The 15,845-nt window shown below is 73.7% G+C and carries 12 protein-coding genes; 9 read left to right on the top strand and 3 right to left on the bottom strand.

Annotated elements, in window-relative coordinates; genetic code table 11:
* Positions 1-159 precede the first annotated feature (159 nt).
* Positions 160-3,690 (top strand): transcription-repair coupling factor, encoded by a 3,531-nt coding sequence (mfd, locus tag SACTE_RS12735; protein WP_014046441.1) that lies wholly within the window; start codon positions 160-162, stop codon positions 3,688-3,690.
* Between the two features lie 224 nt (positions 3,691-3,914).
* On the opposite strand, the gene SACTE_RS12730 is transcribed toward mfd, so the two are convergent.
* Together SACTE_RS12730 and SACTE_RS12725 are read right to left on the bottom strand one after the other, a co-directional pair.
* Positions 3,915-4,556, bottom strand: a complete 642-nt coding sequence (locus SACTE_RS12730) for an HNH endonuclease family protein (protein WP_226995225.1) — start codon at positions 4,554-4,556, stop codon at positions 3,915-3,917.
* Between the two features lie 257 nt (positions 4,557-4,813).
* Positions 4,814-5,680 (bottom strand): hypothetical protein, encoded by an 867-nt coding sequence (locus SACTE_RS12725; RefSeq protein ID WP_014046439.1) that lies wholly within the window; start codon positions 5,678-5,680, stop codon positions 4,814-4,816.
* Positions 5,681-5,783: 103 nt separating this feature from the next.
* Between SACTE_RS12725 and SACTE_RS12720 the strand changes: the two genes are divergently transcribed.
* Positions 5,784-6,365 carry a TetR/AcrR family transcriptional regulator gene (locus SACTE_RS12720; RefSeq protein ID WP_014046438.1) on the top strand — a complete coding sequence of 194 codons (582 nt, stop codon included), beginning with the start codon at positions 5,784-5,786 and terminating at the stop codon, positions 6,363-6,365.
* A 392-nt stretch (positions 6,366-6,757) separates the two neighbouring features.
* On the opposite strand, the gene SACTE_RS12715 is transcribed toward SACTE_RS12720, so the two are convergent.
* On the bottom strand, positions 6,758-7,579 hold the full coding sequence (locus tag SACTE_RS12715) for a DUF4190 domain-containing protein (protein ID WP_014046437.1): 822 nt from the start codon (positions 7,577-7,579) through the stop codon (positions 6,758-6,760).
* A gap of 199 nt (positions 7,580-7,778) precedes the next feature.
* Between SACTE_RS12715 and SACTE_RS12710 the strand changes: the two genes are divergently transcribed.
* From SACTE_RS12710 to SACTE_RS12680, 7 genes are all read left to right on the top strand, one after another.
* Entirely contained in the window at positions 7,779-9,932 is a 2,154-nt protein-coding gene (locus SACTE_RS12710; protein WP_014046436.1) for an N-6 DNA methylase, read from the top strand.
* Between the two features lie 100 nt (positions 9,933-10,032).
* The gene (locus SACTE_RS12705; RefSeq protein WP_014046435.1) at positions 10,033-10,632 is read left to right on the top strand and encodes a membrane protein; all 600 of its coding nucleotides are present in this window, start codon (positions 10,033-10,035) and stop codon (positions 10,630-10,632) included.
* Positions 10,629-12,188 carry a serine/threonine-protein kinase gene (locus SACTE_RS12700; protein WP_014046434.1) on the top strand — a complete coding sequence of 520 codons (1,560 nt, stop codon included), beginning with the start codon at positions 10,629-10,631 and terminating at the stop codon, positions 12,186-12,188. The genes SACTE_RS12705 and SACTE_RS12700 overlap by 4 nt, the downstream gene beginning before the upstream one ends.
* A gap of 162 nt (positions 12,189-12,350) precedes the next feature.
* Positions 12,351-13,007, top strand: a complete 657-nt coding sequence (locus SACTE_RS12695; protein ID WP_014046433.1) for a SurA N-terminal domain-containing protein — start codon at positions 12,351-12,353, stop codon at positions 13,005-13,007.
* A 329-nt stretch (positions 13,008-13,336) separates the two neighbouring features.
* The gene (locus SACTE_RS12690) at positions 13,337-13,528 is read left to right on the top strand and encodes a hypothetical protein (protein WP_019993514.1); all 192 of its coding nucleotides are present in this window, start codon (positions 13,337-13,339) and stop codon (positions 13,526-13,528) included.
* Positions 13,518-14,504, top strand: coding sequence for a nucleoside triphosphate pyrophosphohydrolase (locus SACTE_RS12685; protein ID WP_014046432.1), 987 nt, complete (start codon positions 13,518-13,520; stop codon positions 14,502-14,504). The genes SACTE_RS12690 and SACTE_RS12685 overlap by 11 nt, the downstream gene beginning before the upstream one ends.
* Positions 14,501-15,796 (top strand): cytochrome P450, encoded by a 1,296-nt coding sequence (locus tag SACTE_RS12680; RefSeq protein ID WP_014046431.1) that lies wholly within the window; start codon positions 14,501-14,503, stop codon positions 15,794-15,796. The genes SACTE_RS12685 and SACTE_RS12680 overlap by 4 nt, the downstream gene beginning before the upstream one ends.
* The last annotated feature ends 49 nt before the right edge of the window (positions 15,797-15,845 follow it).

Below are 15,845 nucleotides of genomic sequence, written 5' to 3'. Positions count from 1 at the left end.
GCCGGCACGTACGCCGTGCTCCGCGGTGACGGGAAGCGCCCGGACAACGGCGTTCCCCCGCGCGGGTGACACCCCGACGCCGTACGCTGGAGACCCCGGCCCGTCCTACGTGTCGGGCCCTTCGCGTTGCTGCCCCTGCCCCTCCGGACGGAAGCCCTTATGAGCCTGCACGGTCTGCTGGATGTCGTCGTCACCGATCCGGCGCTCGCCGAAGCGGTGAAGGCCGCCACCGACGGTCACCGCTCGCACGTCGACCTGGTCGGCCCGCCGGCGGCCCGCCCCTTCGCGGTGGCCGCCCTGGCCAGGGAGGCCGGGCGTACGGTCCTGGCGGTCACCGCCACGGGCCGGGAGGCGGAGGACCTGGCGGCGGCGCTGCGCACCCTGCTGCCTCCGGACACGATCGCGGAGTTCCCCTCCTGGGAGACCCTGCCGCACGAGCGGCTGTCGCCCCGCTCGGACACCGTGGGCCGGCGCCTCGCCGTGCTGCGGCGCCTGGCGCACCCGCGGGCGGACGACCCGGAGACCGGGCCCGTCGGCGTGGTCGTGGCCCCCATCCGGTCGGTGCTCCAGCCGCAGGTCAAGGGGCTCGGGGACCTGGAGCCGGTGGCGCTGAGCAGCGGGCAGACGGCGGATCTGGGTGAGGTCGTGGACGCGCTCGCGGCGGCCGCGTACGCCCGGGTCGAGCTGGTCGAGAAGCGCGGCGAGTTCGCCGTGCGCGGCGGGATCCTGGACGTCTTCCCGCCGACCGAGGAGCACCCCCTTCGGGTGGAGTTCTGGGGCGACGACGTCGAGGAGATCCGTTACTTCAAGGTCGCCGACCAGCGCTCGCTGGAGGTCGCCGCCCACGGACTGTGGGCGCCGCCCTGCCGTGAGCTGCTGCTCACCGAGGACGTGCGGAACCGGGCGGCTGCCCTCGCCGAGGCCCACCCCGAGCTGGGCGAGCTGCTCGGGAAGATCGCCGAGGGGATCGCCGTCGAGGGCATGGAGTCCCTGGCCCCGGTCCTCGTCGACGAGATGGAACTGCTGCTGGACGTCCTGCCGAAGGGCTCGATGGCGCTGGTCTGCGACCCGGAGCGGGTGCGGACCCGGGCGGCGGACCTGGTCGCCACCAGCCAGGAGTTCCTACAGGCGTCCTGGGCGGCCACGGCGGGCGGCGGCGACGCGCCGATCGACGTCGGCGCGGCCTCCCTGTGGGGCATCGCGGACGTCCGCGACCGGGCCCGCGAGCTGGGCATGATGTGGTGGTCCACGTCCCCGTTCACCGCCGACGAGGAGGTGGCCGAGGACACCCTGACGCTCGGGATGCGCGCCCCGGAGGCGTACAGGGGCGACACCGCCCGGGCGCTGGCCGACACCAAGGGCTGGCTGGCCGACGGATGGCGCACGGTGTACGTCACGGAGGGCCACGGGACGGCCTCGCGTATCGCCGGGGTGCTGGGCGGGGAGGGCATCGCCGCCCGTGTCGAGACGGAGCTCGCGGAGATCGCGCCGTCGCTCGTGCACGTGGCGTGCGGTGCGGTGGACCAGGGTTTCGTGGACCCCGGTCTGAAACTGGCCGTGCTCACCGAGACGGACCTGACCGGCCAGCGCACCGCCAGCAAGGACCTGGGGCGGATGCCGGCCCGCCGCCGCAAGTCGATCGACCCGCTGACCCTCCAGGCCGGCGACTACATCGTGCACGAGCAGCACGGCGTGGGTCGCTACATCGAGATGGTGCAGCGCACGGTGCAGGGCGCGACCCGCGAGTACCTGCTCGTCGAGTACGCGCCGGCCAAGCGTGGCCAGCCCGGCGACCGGCTGTACATCCCCACCGACCAGCTGGAGCAGGTCACCAAGTACGTCGGCGGGGAGGCCCCCACCCTGCACCGGCTGGGCGGCGCGGACTGGACGAAGACGAAGCAGCGCGCCAAGAAGGCGGTCAAGGAGATCGCCGCCGACCTGATCAAGCTGTACTCGGCGCGGATGGCCGCCCCGGGGCACACCTTCGCCCCGGACACCCCCTGGCAGCGCGAGCTGGAGGACGCCTTCCCGTACGCGGAGACGCCCGACCAGCTGTCCACGATCGCCGAGGTCAAGGAGGACATGGAGAAGTCGGTCCCGATGGACCGGCTGATCTGCGGCGACGTCGGGTACGGCAAGACGGAGATCGCGGTGCGCGCCGCGTTCAAGGCGGTCCAGGACGGCAAGCAGGTCGCCGTCCTGGTGCCGACGACGCTGCTGGTGCAGCAGCACTACGGCACGTTCACCGAGCGGTACGCGCAGTTCCCGGTCAATGTGCGGGCGCTGAGCCGGTTCCAGTCGGACACCGAGTCGAAGGCGACGCTGGAGGGGCTGCGGGACGGTTCCGTGGACCTCGTCATCGGTACGCACCGGCTGTTCTCGTCGGAGACGAAGTTCAAGGACCTGGGTCTGGTCATCGTCGACGAGGAGCAGCGCTTCGGCGTCGAGCACAAGGAGCAGCTGAAGAAGCTCCGGGCCAACGTCGACGTGCTGACCATGTCGGCGACGCCGATCCCGCGCACCCTGGAGATGGCCGTCACGGGCATCCGCGAGATGTCGACGATCACGACGCCCCCGGAGGAGCGGCACCCGGTCCTGACGTTCGTCGGGCCGTACGAGGAGAAGCAGATCGGCGCGGCGGTGCGGCGTGAACTCCTGCGCGAGGGCCAGGTGTTCTACATCCACAACCGGGTCGAGTCGATCGACCGGGCTGCGGCGCGGTTGCGGGAGATCGTCCCCGAGGCGCGGATCGCCACAGCCCACGGGCAGATGGGCGAAGGGGCGCTGGAACAGGTCGTCGTGGACTTCTGGGAGAAGAAGTTCGACGTGCTGGTCTCGACGACGATCGTCGAGTCGGGCATCGACATCTCCAACGCCAACACGCTGATCGTGGAGCGCGGCGACAACTTCGGCCTCTCACAGCTGCACCAGCTGCGCGGCCGGGTCGGCCGTGGCCGGGACCGCGGCTACGCCTACTTCCTGTACCCGCCGGAGAAGCCGCTCACGGAGACGGCGCACGAGCGCCTGGCGACGATCGCCCAGCACACCGAGATGGGTGCGGGCATGTACGTGGCGATGAAGGACCTGGAGATCCGCGGCGCGGGCAACCTGCTCGGCGGCGAGCAGTCCGGGCACATCGCGGGGGTCGGCTTCGACCTCTACATCCGGATGGTCGGCGAGGCGGTGGCCGACTACCGGGCGGCGGTGGACGGCGGCGAGGAGGAGGAAGCGCCGCTGGAGGTCAAGATCGAGCTCCCGGTCGACGCGCACGTCCCGCACGACTACGCCCCGGGGGAGCGGCTGCGCCTCCAGGCGTACCGGGCGATCGCCTCGGCGAACACGGAGGACGACATCCGCGCGGTCCGCGAGGAGCTGACCGACCGCTACGGCAAGCTGCCGGAGCCGGTGGAGAACCTGCTGCTGGTGGCGGGCCTGCGGATGCTGGCCCGGGCCTGCGGGGTGGGCGAGATCGTGCTCCAGGGGCCGAACATCCGGTTCGCCCCGGTGCAGCTGCGGGAGTCGCAGGAGCTGCGGCTGAAGCGGCTGCACCCGAAGACGGTCATCAAGGCGCCCGCGCACCAGATCCTGGTACCGCGTCCGACGGCGGGCCGCATCGGCGGCAAGCCGGTGGTGGGCCGGGAGCTGCTGGCATGGACCGGGGAGTTCCTGACGACGATCCTGGGGTCGTAGGCGCTCCCGGGCCCGCCCCGCCCCGCGAGCGCCGCAGGATTCCGGCGGCACGCCCGCTCTCCTCGTCCCGTCGGGCCGTCCGCCCCGCCTCGTCCGCGCCGCCGGGCTCGCCCCGTGCCGCACCCGGAGGCCGGCGTCGTGATCCTCAGGCCCACGTGGTCAGGCCAGGCAGGCCGGACCGGCCTGCCGACCGGCGTACGGCAGCGTCTCCGGCACCGGGCGGTTCAACGGGCGGGCGCCTCGGTGGGGTTGCCGCCCGTGGGCAGCTTCTGGTCGGGGCACCCCGCCAGGACCTCCGTCATCGCCTCCCGCTCGGCCCGGGTCACCCACAGCTCGTACTTCTTCTTGACCGCGACCTGCCCGGCCACGTACGTGCAGCGGTAGGCCTTGTTGGGCGGCAGCCAGGTCGCGGTGTCGCCGTCGCCCTTGCGGCGGTTGGTGGACGAGTCGGCCGCCAGGAGGTTGAGCGGGTCGTTGGCGAAGGCCCGCCGCTTGCCGTCGCTCCACTTCTGGGCGCCCTTCTGCCACGCGTCGGACAGCGCGACGAGGTGGTCTATGTCCACCTTGCTGGCCCCGCGCCGGAACTGTATGCGGGTCCCGGTGTACGGGTCCGGGTCGAGCACGCCCTCGAGCACCTTGCAGCCGTCGGCGTCCCGGGAGACGGCGTCGAGCTGGGCCGCCAGTATGTCGTCGCGGGTACCGCAGCCGTTCTTGTCGGTGTCCGCCCAGGCGGAACCGAACGCGCTCCGCTCGTAACCGGTCTTGGGCGCCCGGCCCTTCACGGTCAGCGCCTCGGCGGCCTGGAGCGCCGAGCCCGTGGCGGCCGGTCCGGCGGGAGACGGCGAGGAGCCCGGCAGGTCGCCCAGCTCGTCGCATCCGGTCAGGGCGAGCGCGCCCGTGAGAGCCAGTGTCAGAAAGGGAAGCGGGCGGCGCCGGGAGCCCAGCGGGCCGGGACGGCGTACGAGATGAGGAGGCGTCACAACAGCCCAGCGTATGCGGCCCGGAAGCCGGCCGTGAAGGGGGCGTTACCGGCGCACCCCGGAAGAGCGGGCCGTCCGGCCGGCCCGCGGCGCGACGGCGCGCGGCCCGCCCGTCCGGCCGCCCCCTCCCGCACCGGCCGCGCTCACACCTTGCCGATCCCCAGGGTCGTCTCGGACGGCAGCAGCCCCGAGCCGAGCGCCTCCACCCACAGGGGCCCCAGCAGGTCCGCGAGCCGCTCCCGACCCTCGGCGCCGAGCACCGCCCAGGGGCCCGCGGCGCTCTCGTCCGTACGCCGCTCCACCTCGGCTCGCAGCGCCCGGCCGGCGTCCGTGGCCGTGCCGTCCGCCTCCAGCAGCCCGCGTACGGCGAGGCGTTCGCGGGCCGCGTCCCACTCGGCCCCGCTCCACCCCCGGCTCGCGAAGACCTCCGGCGGGGCGGCACCGATCGCCGCGAACGACACCAGCGACTCCACCGGGTCGAGGCCCGCCGCGACCAGCGCCGCGACATGGCCGTCACCCCGGTGCTCCCGCAGGATCGTGGCGGCCTGCCAGAACACGAGATGCGGCGCGTCGGACCAGGGCAGCGCCGCGTTGGCCCCGGCGAGCGGGCGTCCGGTGGTGTCGGCTGCCTCGGCGGCCCGCCGGGCGAGCGCGGCGGCCTCGGCGAACTCCGGGCCGTCCACCCGGTCGCCGAACAGCGCCCGATAGGCCCGGTCGACGGCCCGGACCCGGGCGTCCAGCACGGCGCCGGGGGCGGCCACGTCCCAGCCGGCCGGGATGTGCTCGGCGACCGTCGCGGGGCTGAAGCTGTGGAACACCTCGGTCACCCGGTCCGCGCCCACCGCGCCGAGCGGCGCCGCCCGCCAGGCGAAATAGCTGGGCCACCGCTCGTCGGTGGCGTACCCGAGATCCGCGGCCTCCTCGAAGACCTCCGGCGCGTAGTAGAAGACGGCGTGCAGTGGTTCCAGCAGGTGCCACATCCTGCGCACCTGCACCAGTTCGTCGGACATCCCGGCCTCCCGTGATCCCTGAATCTTGTCAGTGACTAGATCCATAGGGTGCACCCCGGCCAGGGAACTTGTCAATGCCTAGATCCGGCGTACCGTTGTCCCCATGACCAGTGAGCGCACCTATCACCACGGCGACCTGCGGCGGACCCTGCTCGCCGCCGCCCTCGACGTCATCGCGGCGCACGGCCCCGACTCCCTGTCCCTGCGTGATCTGGCCCGCCGTGTGGGGGTGTCGCACGCCGCCCCCGCCCACCACTTCAAGGACCGCACCGGCCTGCTCACCGCTCTCGCCGCCGAGGGGTACGCGCTCTTCGCGGACGCCCTGGCCGACGCTCCCGGCCTCCAGGAACGGGGCGTGGCCTACGTGCGGTTCGCCACCCGGCACCCGGCGTACTTCCAGGTGATGTTCCGCCCCGAGCTCTACCGCGCCGACGACCCGGCGCTGCTCGCCGCCAAGGCCCGCGCCACCCAGGCGCTGCGCGCCGGCATCGGTGACCTGCCCGACGCGGCCCGGGGTGAGGACGACCGGCTCGCGGGCATCGCCGCCTGGTCCCTGGCCCACGGCTTCGCCACCCTGCTGCTGACGGGCAACCTCTCCGACGCCCTGGAGGGCCGCGCCCCCGAGACCGCCTTCCGCTCGCTGACCGGGCTGATCTTCACCACCCGGGGCGGCGCGGAGGGGTGACGGGCGATGCCGGCGGATGCCTGGGGCGGGGCCGTCCGTCGAGCGCGCGGTCACGGCCGGTCGTACGGCTGGTGCCACCCCGGTGGTGGCGACCGCCTCGTCGGTGATCTCGGATCCGCACGGCCCGGAAAACGGACTGCGCGCCTGCGCCGGGCCCCCGATCGCCTCGCGGGCGGTGGGCCGGGACCAGGACGCCGCGGGTGGCTGCCGCTGCGAGGCGGGCGAGGGGGCGTCGCACGGTACACGGACTGCGGGGCGTCAGGGATGTACGGGCGGGAACGCCGTGCGACCCCGAGAAGGGCGGGGCCCGATGACGGTGGGGACGACCCCGCGAAGAGGCGGGGGCCCGTGGCCGTGGGGGTCGGCGCGGGCCGGTGGGGCGGCCCGCGCCGTCAGAGCTTCAGGTCCCAGTGGCTGGTGTCCCGGTCGAAGCCGGAGCTGACCTCCACGGTGAGGTTCCCGGCGTCGGCCGGGGCGTCGAAGGCGTACTCCGCCGTGATCTTCCTGCCCGGCAGGACGGTGCCGGTGAAGCCTTCGCCGATCTTGTCGTCGAAGATCTGCTCCGCGTCCACGCCGTCCTTCCCGGCGCGGGCCTCCAGGGTCACGAGTGCCGCGTCGAACTTCTCCTTGCCCTTGTTCTCGATGACCACGGAGACGGTGTACGCGTCGTTGCCCTTGGTGTGGCCGATCGCGAACTCGCCTGCGGTGTAGGCGGCGGGGGCGTTCACCGTGACCTCCAGGCCGTCGTCGTACACGGCCGTGTCCCCCTCCGTCAGGGCTTCGCCCTCGGGGGCGTCACCGCTCGTCCCGCCGTCGCCCGTGCCGCCCGGCTTCGCGGAGGCCGAACTCCCCGAGATCTCCTTGTCGATGTCCTTCACCACGTCGTCCACGGCCTTGAACGTGATCACCGCACCGACGACCGAAAGGATCAGCGCGACCAGGCCGAGCACGGCGCCGAAGGTGGCCACCCCCTTGTTCGTCGCCTCTCCGCGCTTGACGCGGCCCCGTCCCGACAGGCCCAGGATCAGTGCGATGAGGCCGAGGACGCCGGCCAGCCAGAAGAGGAGCGGGATCAGGCCGGACACGGACCCGATGATGCCCAGGACGAGAGCCGCGATCCCGAGGCCGTTCCGGGCGGGGCGGGTCCCGGGGGCGTGAGCGGGGGCATAGGGCGGCTGGGAGTGGGGCTGCGGCGGCTGCGTGTACTGGGACATGGCTGTGCCCTCCGATGAGCAACAGGGACTGTGAGCGGCGCCGAACACCAGGTGCTGCGGCGATGGGTCAATCACAGCAGAGCTTGTGAACCGAGTCAACATGGTTCACGCGGAACGGTGTGCTTCCGACTGTGAATCCGGGATGGCGTCAGTCGTCGGTATGCTCACCGGCACGACGGATCGACCGGGGAGACAGTCAGTGCCGGAGAACTCGACAGAGGTGACCGCCGCCGGGATCGCCCGGCTCGCGGGTGTGGGGCGCGCGGCCGTCAGCAACTGGCGCCGGCGCCACGCCGACTTCCCCCGGCCGGTCGGTGGCACGGACACCAGTCCGTCGTTCTCCCTGCCCGAGGTCGAGCGGTGGCTCCGCGACCAGGGGAAGCTCGCCGAGGTGCCCCTGCGCGAGCGGGTCTGGCAGCGGTTGGCCGGTCATCCGGCCGGAGCCGTCACGGCGTTGACCCACGCGGGATGCGCGCTGCTGCTGGTGAGGGACCGGCCCACGGCATGGCTCGAGATCACCGCCGTGTCGGACGCGCGTATGGCCGAGATCCTGCCCGTGGCCCTCGACGAGGTGCTCACCGCGCGACTGGGCTCCACACGCGTCGTCCCCACGCCCGCCGGGCCGGACCTGCTGCCCTCCGTCCCGCTGCTGCGTGCCACCGCCGAGCTCGCGGCAGAGACGGGAGCCCGCAGGGCCTTCGAATTCCTGGTCGACCGGCAGCTCGACGCCAACCCGCGCCAGTACACACTCACTCCGCCGGATCTGGCCGCCCTGATGGCGGCTCTGGCCGAGCAGGACGCGCGGCAGCCGGGCGGACCGGCCGGGGCCCAGGCCGCCGCCCGCACGGTCCTGGACCCCGCGGCCGGGACGGGCGCCCTGCTGCGCGCGGTCGGCGGCCCCGCGGCCCTGTACGCCCAGGAGGCCGACGCCGGCCTCGCCGCGCTCACCGCGCTCCGCCTCGCGCTGCACTCCGAGAACGCGTCCGGGACGCCCTCGTCCTCCGGCGCGGCCCGGGGCACGATCACCGTGCGGACCGGGGACACCCTGCGCGCCGACGCCTTCCCGCGGCTCGCCGCGGACGCGGTGCTCTGCCACCCGCCGTTCAACGAGCGCAACTGGGGCCACGAGGAGCTGGCCTACGACCCGCGCTGGGAGTACGGCTTCCCCGCCCGCACCGAGTCCGAACTCGCCTGGGTCCAGCACGCGCTGTCCCGTCTGCGCGAGGGCGGCACCGCCGTCCTCCTGATGCCGCCGGCCGCCGCGTCCCGCCGCTCGGGCCGCCGCGTCAGGGCCGATCTGCTGCGCCGGGGCGCCCTGCGCGCCGTCATCGCGCTTCCGGCCGGTGCCGCTCCCCCGTACGGCATCCCGCTCCACCTCTGGGTGCTGCGCAAGCCCGGCACCGGTCGGCGCCCCGCGCCCGAACTCCTCGTCGTGGACACGGCCGAGTCCCCCGAGACCGCCCCCGGGGCCGTCGGACGCGACCGGATCGACTGGACGGCCGTACGGGCCACCGCACTCGGCGCCTGGACCGCGTACTGCCACCCGGGCGCCCCCGACGACGGACAGACGGCCCACGCCCCGGCGGACCGGCCCGGCGTCAGCCGCGCCGTGCCCGTCATCGAACTGCTCGACGACGACGTGGACCTCGCCCCCGCCCGCCACCTGCCGCCCCCCGCCGCGGGCGGCGGAGCGGCCGAACTCGGCCACGTGGCCGGGCGGCTGGACGAGACCCTGAAGCTGGCCGCCCGCCTCGCCCCGGAGCCCGTCGCTCCCCGCGAGCCCTCCGGGCGCACCCTGACGACGGTCGGTGAACTGGCCCGTTCCGGCGTCCTGAGGCTGCGCACCGGCTCCGGTACGGGTGACGGCAGGGCCCCCGTCCTCACCGAGCACGACGTCCTCGCCGGTACCGCCCCCAGCGGTACGCCGTCCGGCACGCCCGCCCCCGAGGAGGAACCGCTCCTGCTGGAACCCGGTGACGTCGTGGTGCCCGTGCTGGGCGGCGGGACGGTCACCCGGGTCGTCGACGACGCCACGGCCGGAGCCGTGCTCGGCCGTAACCTCCAACTGCTGCGCCCGGACCCGGCCGCTCTCGACTCCTGGTTCCTCGCCGGATTCCTGCGCGGCACCGCCAACACCCGGCAGGCCAGCAGCTACGCCTCGACCGCGACCCGGCTCGACGCCCGCCGCCTCCAGCTGCCCCGGCTGCCGCTGGCCGAACAGCGGGGCTACGGCGAGCGGTTCCGGGAGCTGGCCGCGTTCGAGGACGCTCTGCGTACGGCCGGACGTCTGGGCGGACAGCTGCTCCAGGGCATGTACGACGGGCTCACGGACGGCACCGTCGCCCCGAAGTGACGGGTTGCACAACGGTTGCGCACAACGGGGGACCGGTTGTCCGCGTGGGTGTATACGCTCACAGCACACGTCCGGCCCCACGCCTTCCCAGGAGCAGCACATGCACGGCCACGGCTATCCGCCGCAGCAGCCACCGACGCGCCGCCCGTCCTCGGGGACGCTGACGGGACTGCGTGTGCTCTTCGTGGCGCTGACCCTGCTGAGCTGCGGGTTCCTCTCCTGGGCGGCGCTGCTGCGGCTGGCCGCCGTCACCCGCAGGACGCTGGACTGGTCCCTGATGGCGGGGGCCGTCGTGCTCAACGGGTGCATGGTCGCCTTCATCCTCAACATCCCGGAGGACGAACCGGAGCTGACGGACCAGCAGGCCGTCGTCCTGCTGGGCTGGATGCTCTGCTCGGTGGCGGGCACGATCGCCTACTACCTGTACGCGGAGATCCGGCACTACGCCCCGGGGGGCGGCCTCGCCCCGTCGCCGTACGCCGGGTACCTGCCACCGGCCGCCCCGCCCGTGACGTCCACCCCTGGGTACGCCTACCCGCCCGCACCCGCCCGCACGTCCACCCCCCTCCCTCCGCCCGCGCCCGCCCGCACACCGGTCCCGTCGCCCGCGCACCCCGCCACCCCCCAGCGCATGGACCAGGTCCGCGCCGAGCTGGACGAGTTGAGCGACTACCTGCGCAAGGAGGGCGGCGGCCGGTGAACGGGCGTGTCATCGCCGGCCGGTACGAGCTGGCGACCATCCTCGGCCAAGGGGGCATGGGCCAGGTCTGGACGGCCTACGACCGGCGGCTGGACCGGCGGGTGGCGGTGAAGCTCCTGCGCCCCGACCGGGTCGCGGGCCCGTCCGGAAGCGTCGCCGCCGACGAGCTGCGGCGCAGGTTCGTCCGGGAGTGCCGGGTCACCGCCCAGGTCGACCACCCGGGCCTGGTCACCGTCCACGACGCGGGCAGCGACGACGACGACCTCTACCTCGTCATGCAGTACGTCGAGGGCGCCGACCTCGCCGACCACTTCGCCGAGCACGACCCCTACCCCTGGCCCTGGGCCGTCGCGGTCGCCGCCCAGCTCTGCGCCGTGCTCTCGGCCGTGCACGCCGTGCCGATCGTCCACCGCGACCTGAAGCCGCGCAACACCATGGTCCGGCCCGACGGCACGGTCACCGTGCTCGACCTGGGCGTCGCCTCCGTCCTGGACTCCGACACCACACGGCTGACGCACACCGGTTCGCCGATCGGCTCCCCGGCCTACATGGCGCCCGAGCAGGCCATGGGGGGCGCCGTCGGCCCGTACACCGACCTGTACGCGCTCGGGGTTCTCCTGCACGAACTGCTCAGCGGTGACGTGCCGTTCGCCGGATCCACCGCGCTCGGAGTCCTGCACCGCCACCTCTACGAGCCGCCCATCCCCGTCCGTCACCTCAGGCCCGAGGTGCCCGAGGCGCTCGAAGCCCTCGTGCTGCGGCTGCTCGCCAAGGACCCCCAGCACCGCCCGGCCTCCGCCCAGGAGGTGTACGAGGCCCTGCGCCCGCTGCTGCCCACCCAGGGCGCCCTGGCCGGCCCCCTCGACCCGACCCGGCCGTTCCTGCGCCCGCAGGCCCCCTGGCCGGACCGGGCGGCCACCCCGCCCACCGCCGTCCCCGCCCAGCAGCGGCCCTCGGCCACCGGCGACTTCGGGCCACCCGCCAGGCCCGACGTCGCGAAGGCGGTCGACGAGGTCAAGCAGCTGCTCGGCGAGGGCCGGATCACCCAGGCCGTCGACATCCTGGGCGGCATCCTCCCGGCCGCCGCCGCCGAACACGGCGAGCGCTCCCCGGTCGTGCGGATCCTGCGCAAGCAGTACGCCGCCACGCTGATGGACGACGGGCAGTACCGCCGCGCCCTGCCCGAGCTGCGCCGCCTCGCCGACGACCGCGCCGCCGAGGCCGGGCCCGCCGACACCCAGACCCTGCGGTTCCGCTACGACGCCGCGCAGTGCCTGGAGCAGCTCGGCGAGGCCGCCGCCGCACTCGCCGAGTACCGCGCGGTCCTCCCGTACTACGAGAACGCCTACGCCGCACCGGCCGCCGACCCCGGCCGCGCCTTCGACATCCGGCACCGCATCGGCCACCTGCTGCTCGCGGTCGGCGACCACGCGGCGGGGCGCGCGCAGTTGCAGGCCCTGCTGTACGACACGGAGCGGTCCTACGGGCCCCACCATCCGCTCCCGGTGGAGCTGCGCCGTCAGCTCAGCCACCAGCAGGTCGTCCGGGGCGGCTGATTCAGGGCCCCGGTGCGGCCCGGACCGGGCACCCGGCGCACCGCATCCCCAACTCCTCCCGAATCGTTGGTCGAATCAGTGGCCCCAGCCACGTCCACTGCCTAACATCGATCACCGCAAGGCTTTGTGCACCGATGCACAATCTCTCCCCGGGAGGCTCCTTTGCACCGCCGACGTCGCACCGCGCTCGCCGTATCCGCCGCAACGCTCGTCGCGGCGCCGCTGCTCTCCGCGTGCGGCGGTGAGGCGCATCCAGGGGCCGCGGCCGTGGTCGGCGGGGAGCGGATCGAGGTCTCGGCCGTCCAGGCCCGGACCGCGGACGTACGGAGCGCCCAGGAGGCCTCCGAGCAGTCCGAGCAACTGGTGAAGAAGTCCGGTCAGCTCACCCGCGCCAAGCTGCACAGCCTGATCTTCGGCCGCGTCCTGGACCGTGCCGCGAAGGACGCCGGGGTGAGCGTCAGCCGCAAGGAGGTCCAGCAGGTCCGCACGGCGGCCGCCGCCCAGTCCGGCGGCGACGAGGGCCTGCGGACGGTGATGCTGGAGCAGCGCTGGGTCGCTCCCGGCGAGATCGAGGAGGACCTGCGCAAGGAGGTCCAGCTCCCCAAGCTGGCCCAGGCGCTCGGCGCCGACCTGCAGAGCCCGGCCGGCCAGCAGGTCGTCGGGGAGGCGCTCACCAAGGCGTCGAAGGCCCTGCACATCGATGTCAATCCGCGCTACGGCAGCTGGGACGACGCGAAGGTGCAGCTCAGCACCTACAAGGCCCCGTGGATCACCCAGGTCACCACCGCCCAGCAGGAGGAGCCCGAGGCGGGCACCTGACCCGGGAGGCCGGTGGTGCGGGACGGGTCCCTGTGGCGGGGTGACCCGGTCCTGCGTGCTGAGCTGTCGAAGACCCGAGAACCGCACAGCCCTGGTGGAGGTGCCGTGCTCGGGGTAGTTCTCCGTGTCCGCTCGCCGCACCTCGCTTTTCGATCCACCGGCCGTCCCGAGCGGTGGCGCCATGACGGTGGCCGCGACTCCGCAGCCGATGTACCTCGCGGTGACCGCGCGACGTCTGTTCCTGTTCCAGGCGAACCAGGTCTTCGCGAAGCCGGACCGGCACCGTTCCAGACCGAGGACGTGCGGCGGACGGAGGTGAAGCGGGGCCTGTGAAGCATTCGTTCGTCCCGCTCGACGAGTCGCGGGGGAGCGCCCTGCGTGTCTTCTTCCCGCCGATCAGCCGCAAGGAACTGGACGCGACGGCCCGGCGGACAGCCGTGGTGGCGGCACAGCGGACGTCTGACCCGGGACGCGCGGCGCCCGCCGGCCCGGTCGCGGTAGGTTCGGCGGGTGAACGCTGAAGCTCCCGGCCGTGTCGTCCTGCTCACCGCAAGCCACCGGGTCGCGCCCGGACTGCTGTCCTGGCCCGCCTGGCAGACCCTGCACGCCGCCGACCGGGTGCTGTGCGCCGAGCGGGACCACCCGCAGCTGCCGTACCTGCGCGAGGCGGGCGTGAGCGTCGAGCACCTCGCGCCGACGGCCGAGGAGCTGGTGGACGACTGCGCGGGCGGCCGGACCGTGGTGGTGCTGGTGGGCGGGGAAGGAAACCGGCCACTCACCGACGGTCTGGCCCGGCTCGGCGGCTCGGGCCGGGTACGGATGCCCGACCTGGAGCTGCTGCCCGGCTCGTACGACCTGCCGGGCGCCCGGTTCCTGGACCTGGTCCAGGTCATGGACCGGGTGCGGCTGGAATGCCCGTGGACCTCGCGGAAGACGCACCGGGGCCTCGCGAAGTACGCCATCGAGGAGGCCTACGAGCTGGTCGAGGCCATCGAGGCCGGTGACCGCGAGGAGCTGCGGGAAGAGCTCGGGGACGTCCTGCTCCAGGTGGTCTTCCACGCCCGGATCGCCGAGGAGGACCCGGACGAGCCGTTCGCCGTCGACGACGTCGCGGCCACCATCGTCGACAAACTGATCCGGCGTCACCCCCATGTCTTCGGCGACGAGAGCGCCGAGACCCCGGAGGACGTCCACGCGCACTGGCTGCGCACCAAGGCCGTCGAGAAGCAGCGTGATTCGGCCACGGACGGGGTGCCGCTGGGCCAGCCGGCGCTGGCCCTGGCGGCGAAGCTCGGGAGCCGGGCCCGTCAGGCCGGGCTCGACGTCCCGCTCCCGTCCGGTGACCCGGTCGGCCACCGGCTGCTCGCCCTGGCCGTACGCGCCGAGGAGGAGGGTGTCGACCCGGAGGCCGCGTTGCGGGCCGCCGCCCGTGCCTACCGGGACGCGATCCGGGCGGCGGAGGGCCTCGGCACCCCTGCGGATAACGTCGAGGGGTGAACGACTGCCCCGCCCACCCCACCGCCGACGGCGAGAACACCGTCGAGAGCGGCGCCCCCGAACTCTTCACCTGGGAGTTCGCCACCGACCCGTACCCGGCGTACGCCTGGCTCCGCGAGCACAGCCCCGTGCACCGCACCACACTGCCCAGCGGGGTCGAGGCCTGGCTGGTGACCCGGTACGCGGACGCCCGGCAGGCGCTCGCCGACGGCAGGCTCTCCAAGGACTCGGCGCACCACGCCGGACCGGCGAACGCCAAGGGGAAGACGGGCATCCCGGGGGAGCGCAAGGCGGAGCTGACGACCCACCTGCTGAACATCGACCCGCCCGACCACACCCGGCTGCGCCGGCTCGTGTCCAAGGCGTTCACCCCGCGCCGGGTCGCCGCGTTCGCGCCCCGGGTGCAGGAGTTGACGGACCGCCTCATCGACGGCTTCGCCGAGCAGGGGCACGCCGACCTGATCCACGACTTCGCCTTCCCGCTCCCCATCTACGCGATCTGCGACCTCCTCGGGGTGCCCCGGGAGGACCAGGACGACTTCCGGGACTGGGCCGGGATGATGATCCGCCACGGCGGCGGGCCGCGCGGCGGGGTGGCCCGGTCGGTGAAGAAGATGCGCGGCTACCTCGCCGAACTGATCCACCGCAAACGCGAGAACCCCGGCGACGACCTGATCTCCGACCTGATCCGGGCGAGTGACCAAGGCGAGCACCTCACCGAGAACGAGGCCGCCGCCATGGCCTTCATCCTCCTGTTCGCCGGATTCGAGACCACGGTCAATCTCATCGGGAACGGCACCTACGCCCTGCTGCGCAACCCGGAGCAGCGCGAGCGGCTCCAGGGCTCCCTCGCGGCCGGCGAGAGCGACCTGCTGGCCACCGGCATCGAGGAACTGCTGCGGTACGACGGACCGGTGGAGCTCGCGACCTGGCGCTACGCGACCGTCCCCCTGACGCTGGGCGGACAGGACATCGCCGCCGGGGACCCCGTCCTCGTGGTGCTGGCGGCGGCCGACCGCGACCCCGAGCGCTTCCGCGACCCCGACCGCCTGGACCTTGCACGGAGTGACAACCAGCACCTCGGGTACGGGCACGGCATCCACTACTGCCTGGGGGCCCCGCTCGCCCGGCTGGAGGGGCAGACCGCGCTGGCGACCCTGCTCAGGCGCCTCCCCGACCTGCGTCTGGCCGCGGAGCCCGGCGATCTGCGCTGGCGGGGCGGACTCATCATGCGTGGACTGCGGACCCTTCCCGTGGAGTTCGGCGCCGGACCGCCGCCCGAAAAAAAGTGACACTCTGTCAACTCTGTGACTTTCGCGTGATCTCCGCTGCATCGACTTG

The sequence above is a fragment of the Streptomyces sp. SirexAA-E genome (genome assembly GCF_000177195.2).
GTDB lineage: Bacteria > Actinomycetota > Actinomycetes > Streptomycetales > Streptomycetaceae > Streptomyces > Streptomyces flavovirens.
The sequence above is the reverse complement of the archived record's forward strand: the minus strand, read 5'-3'. Positions and strand labels throughout refer to the sequence as shown.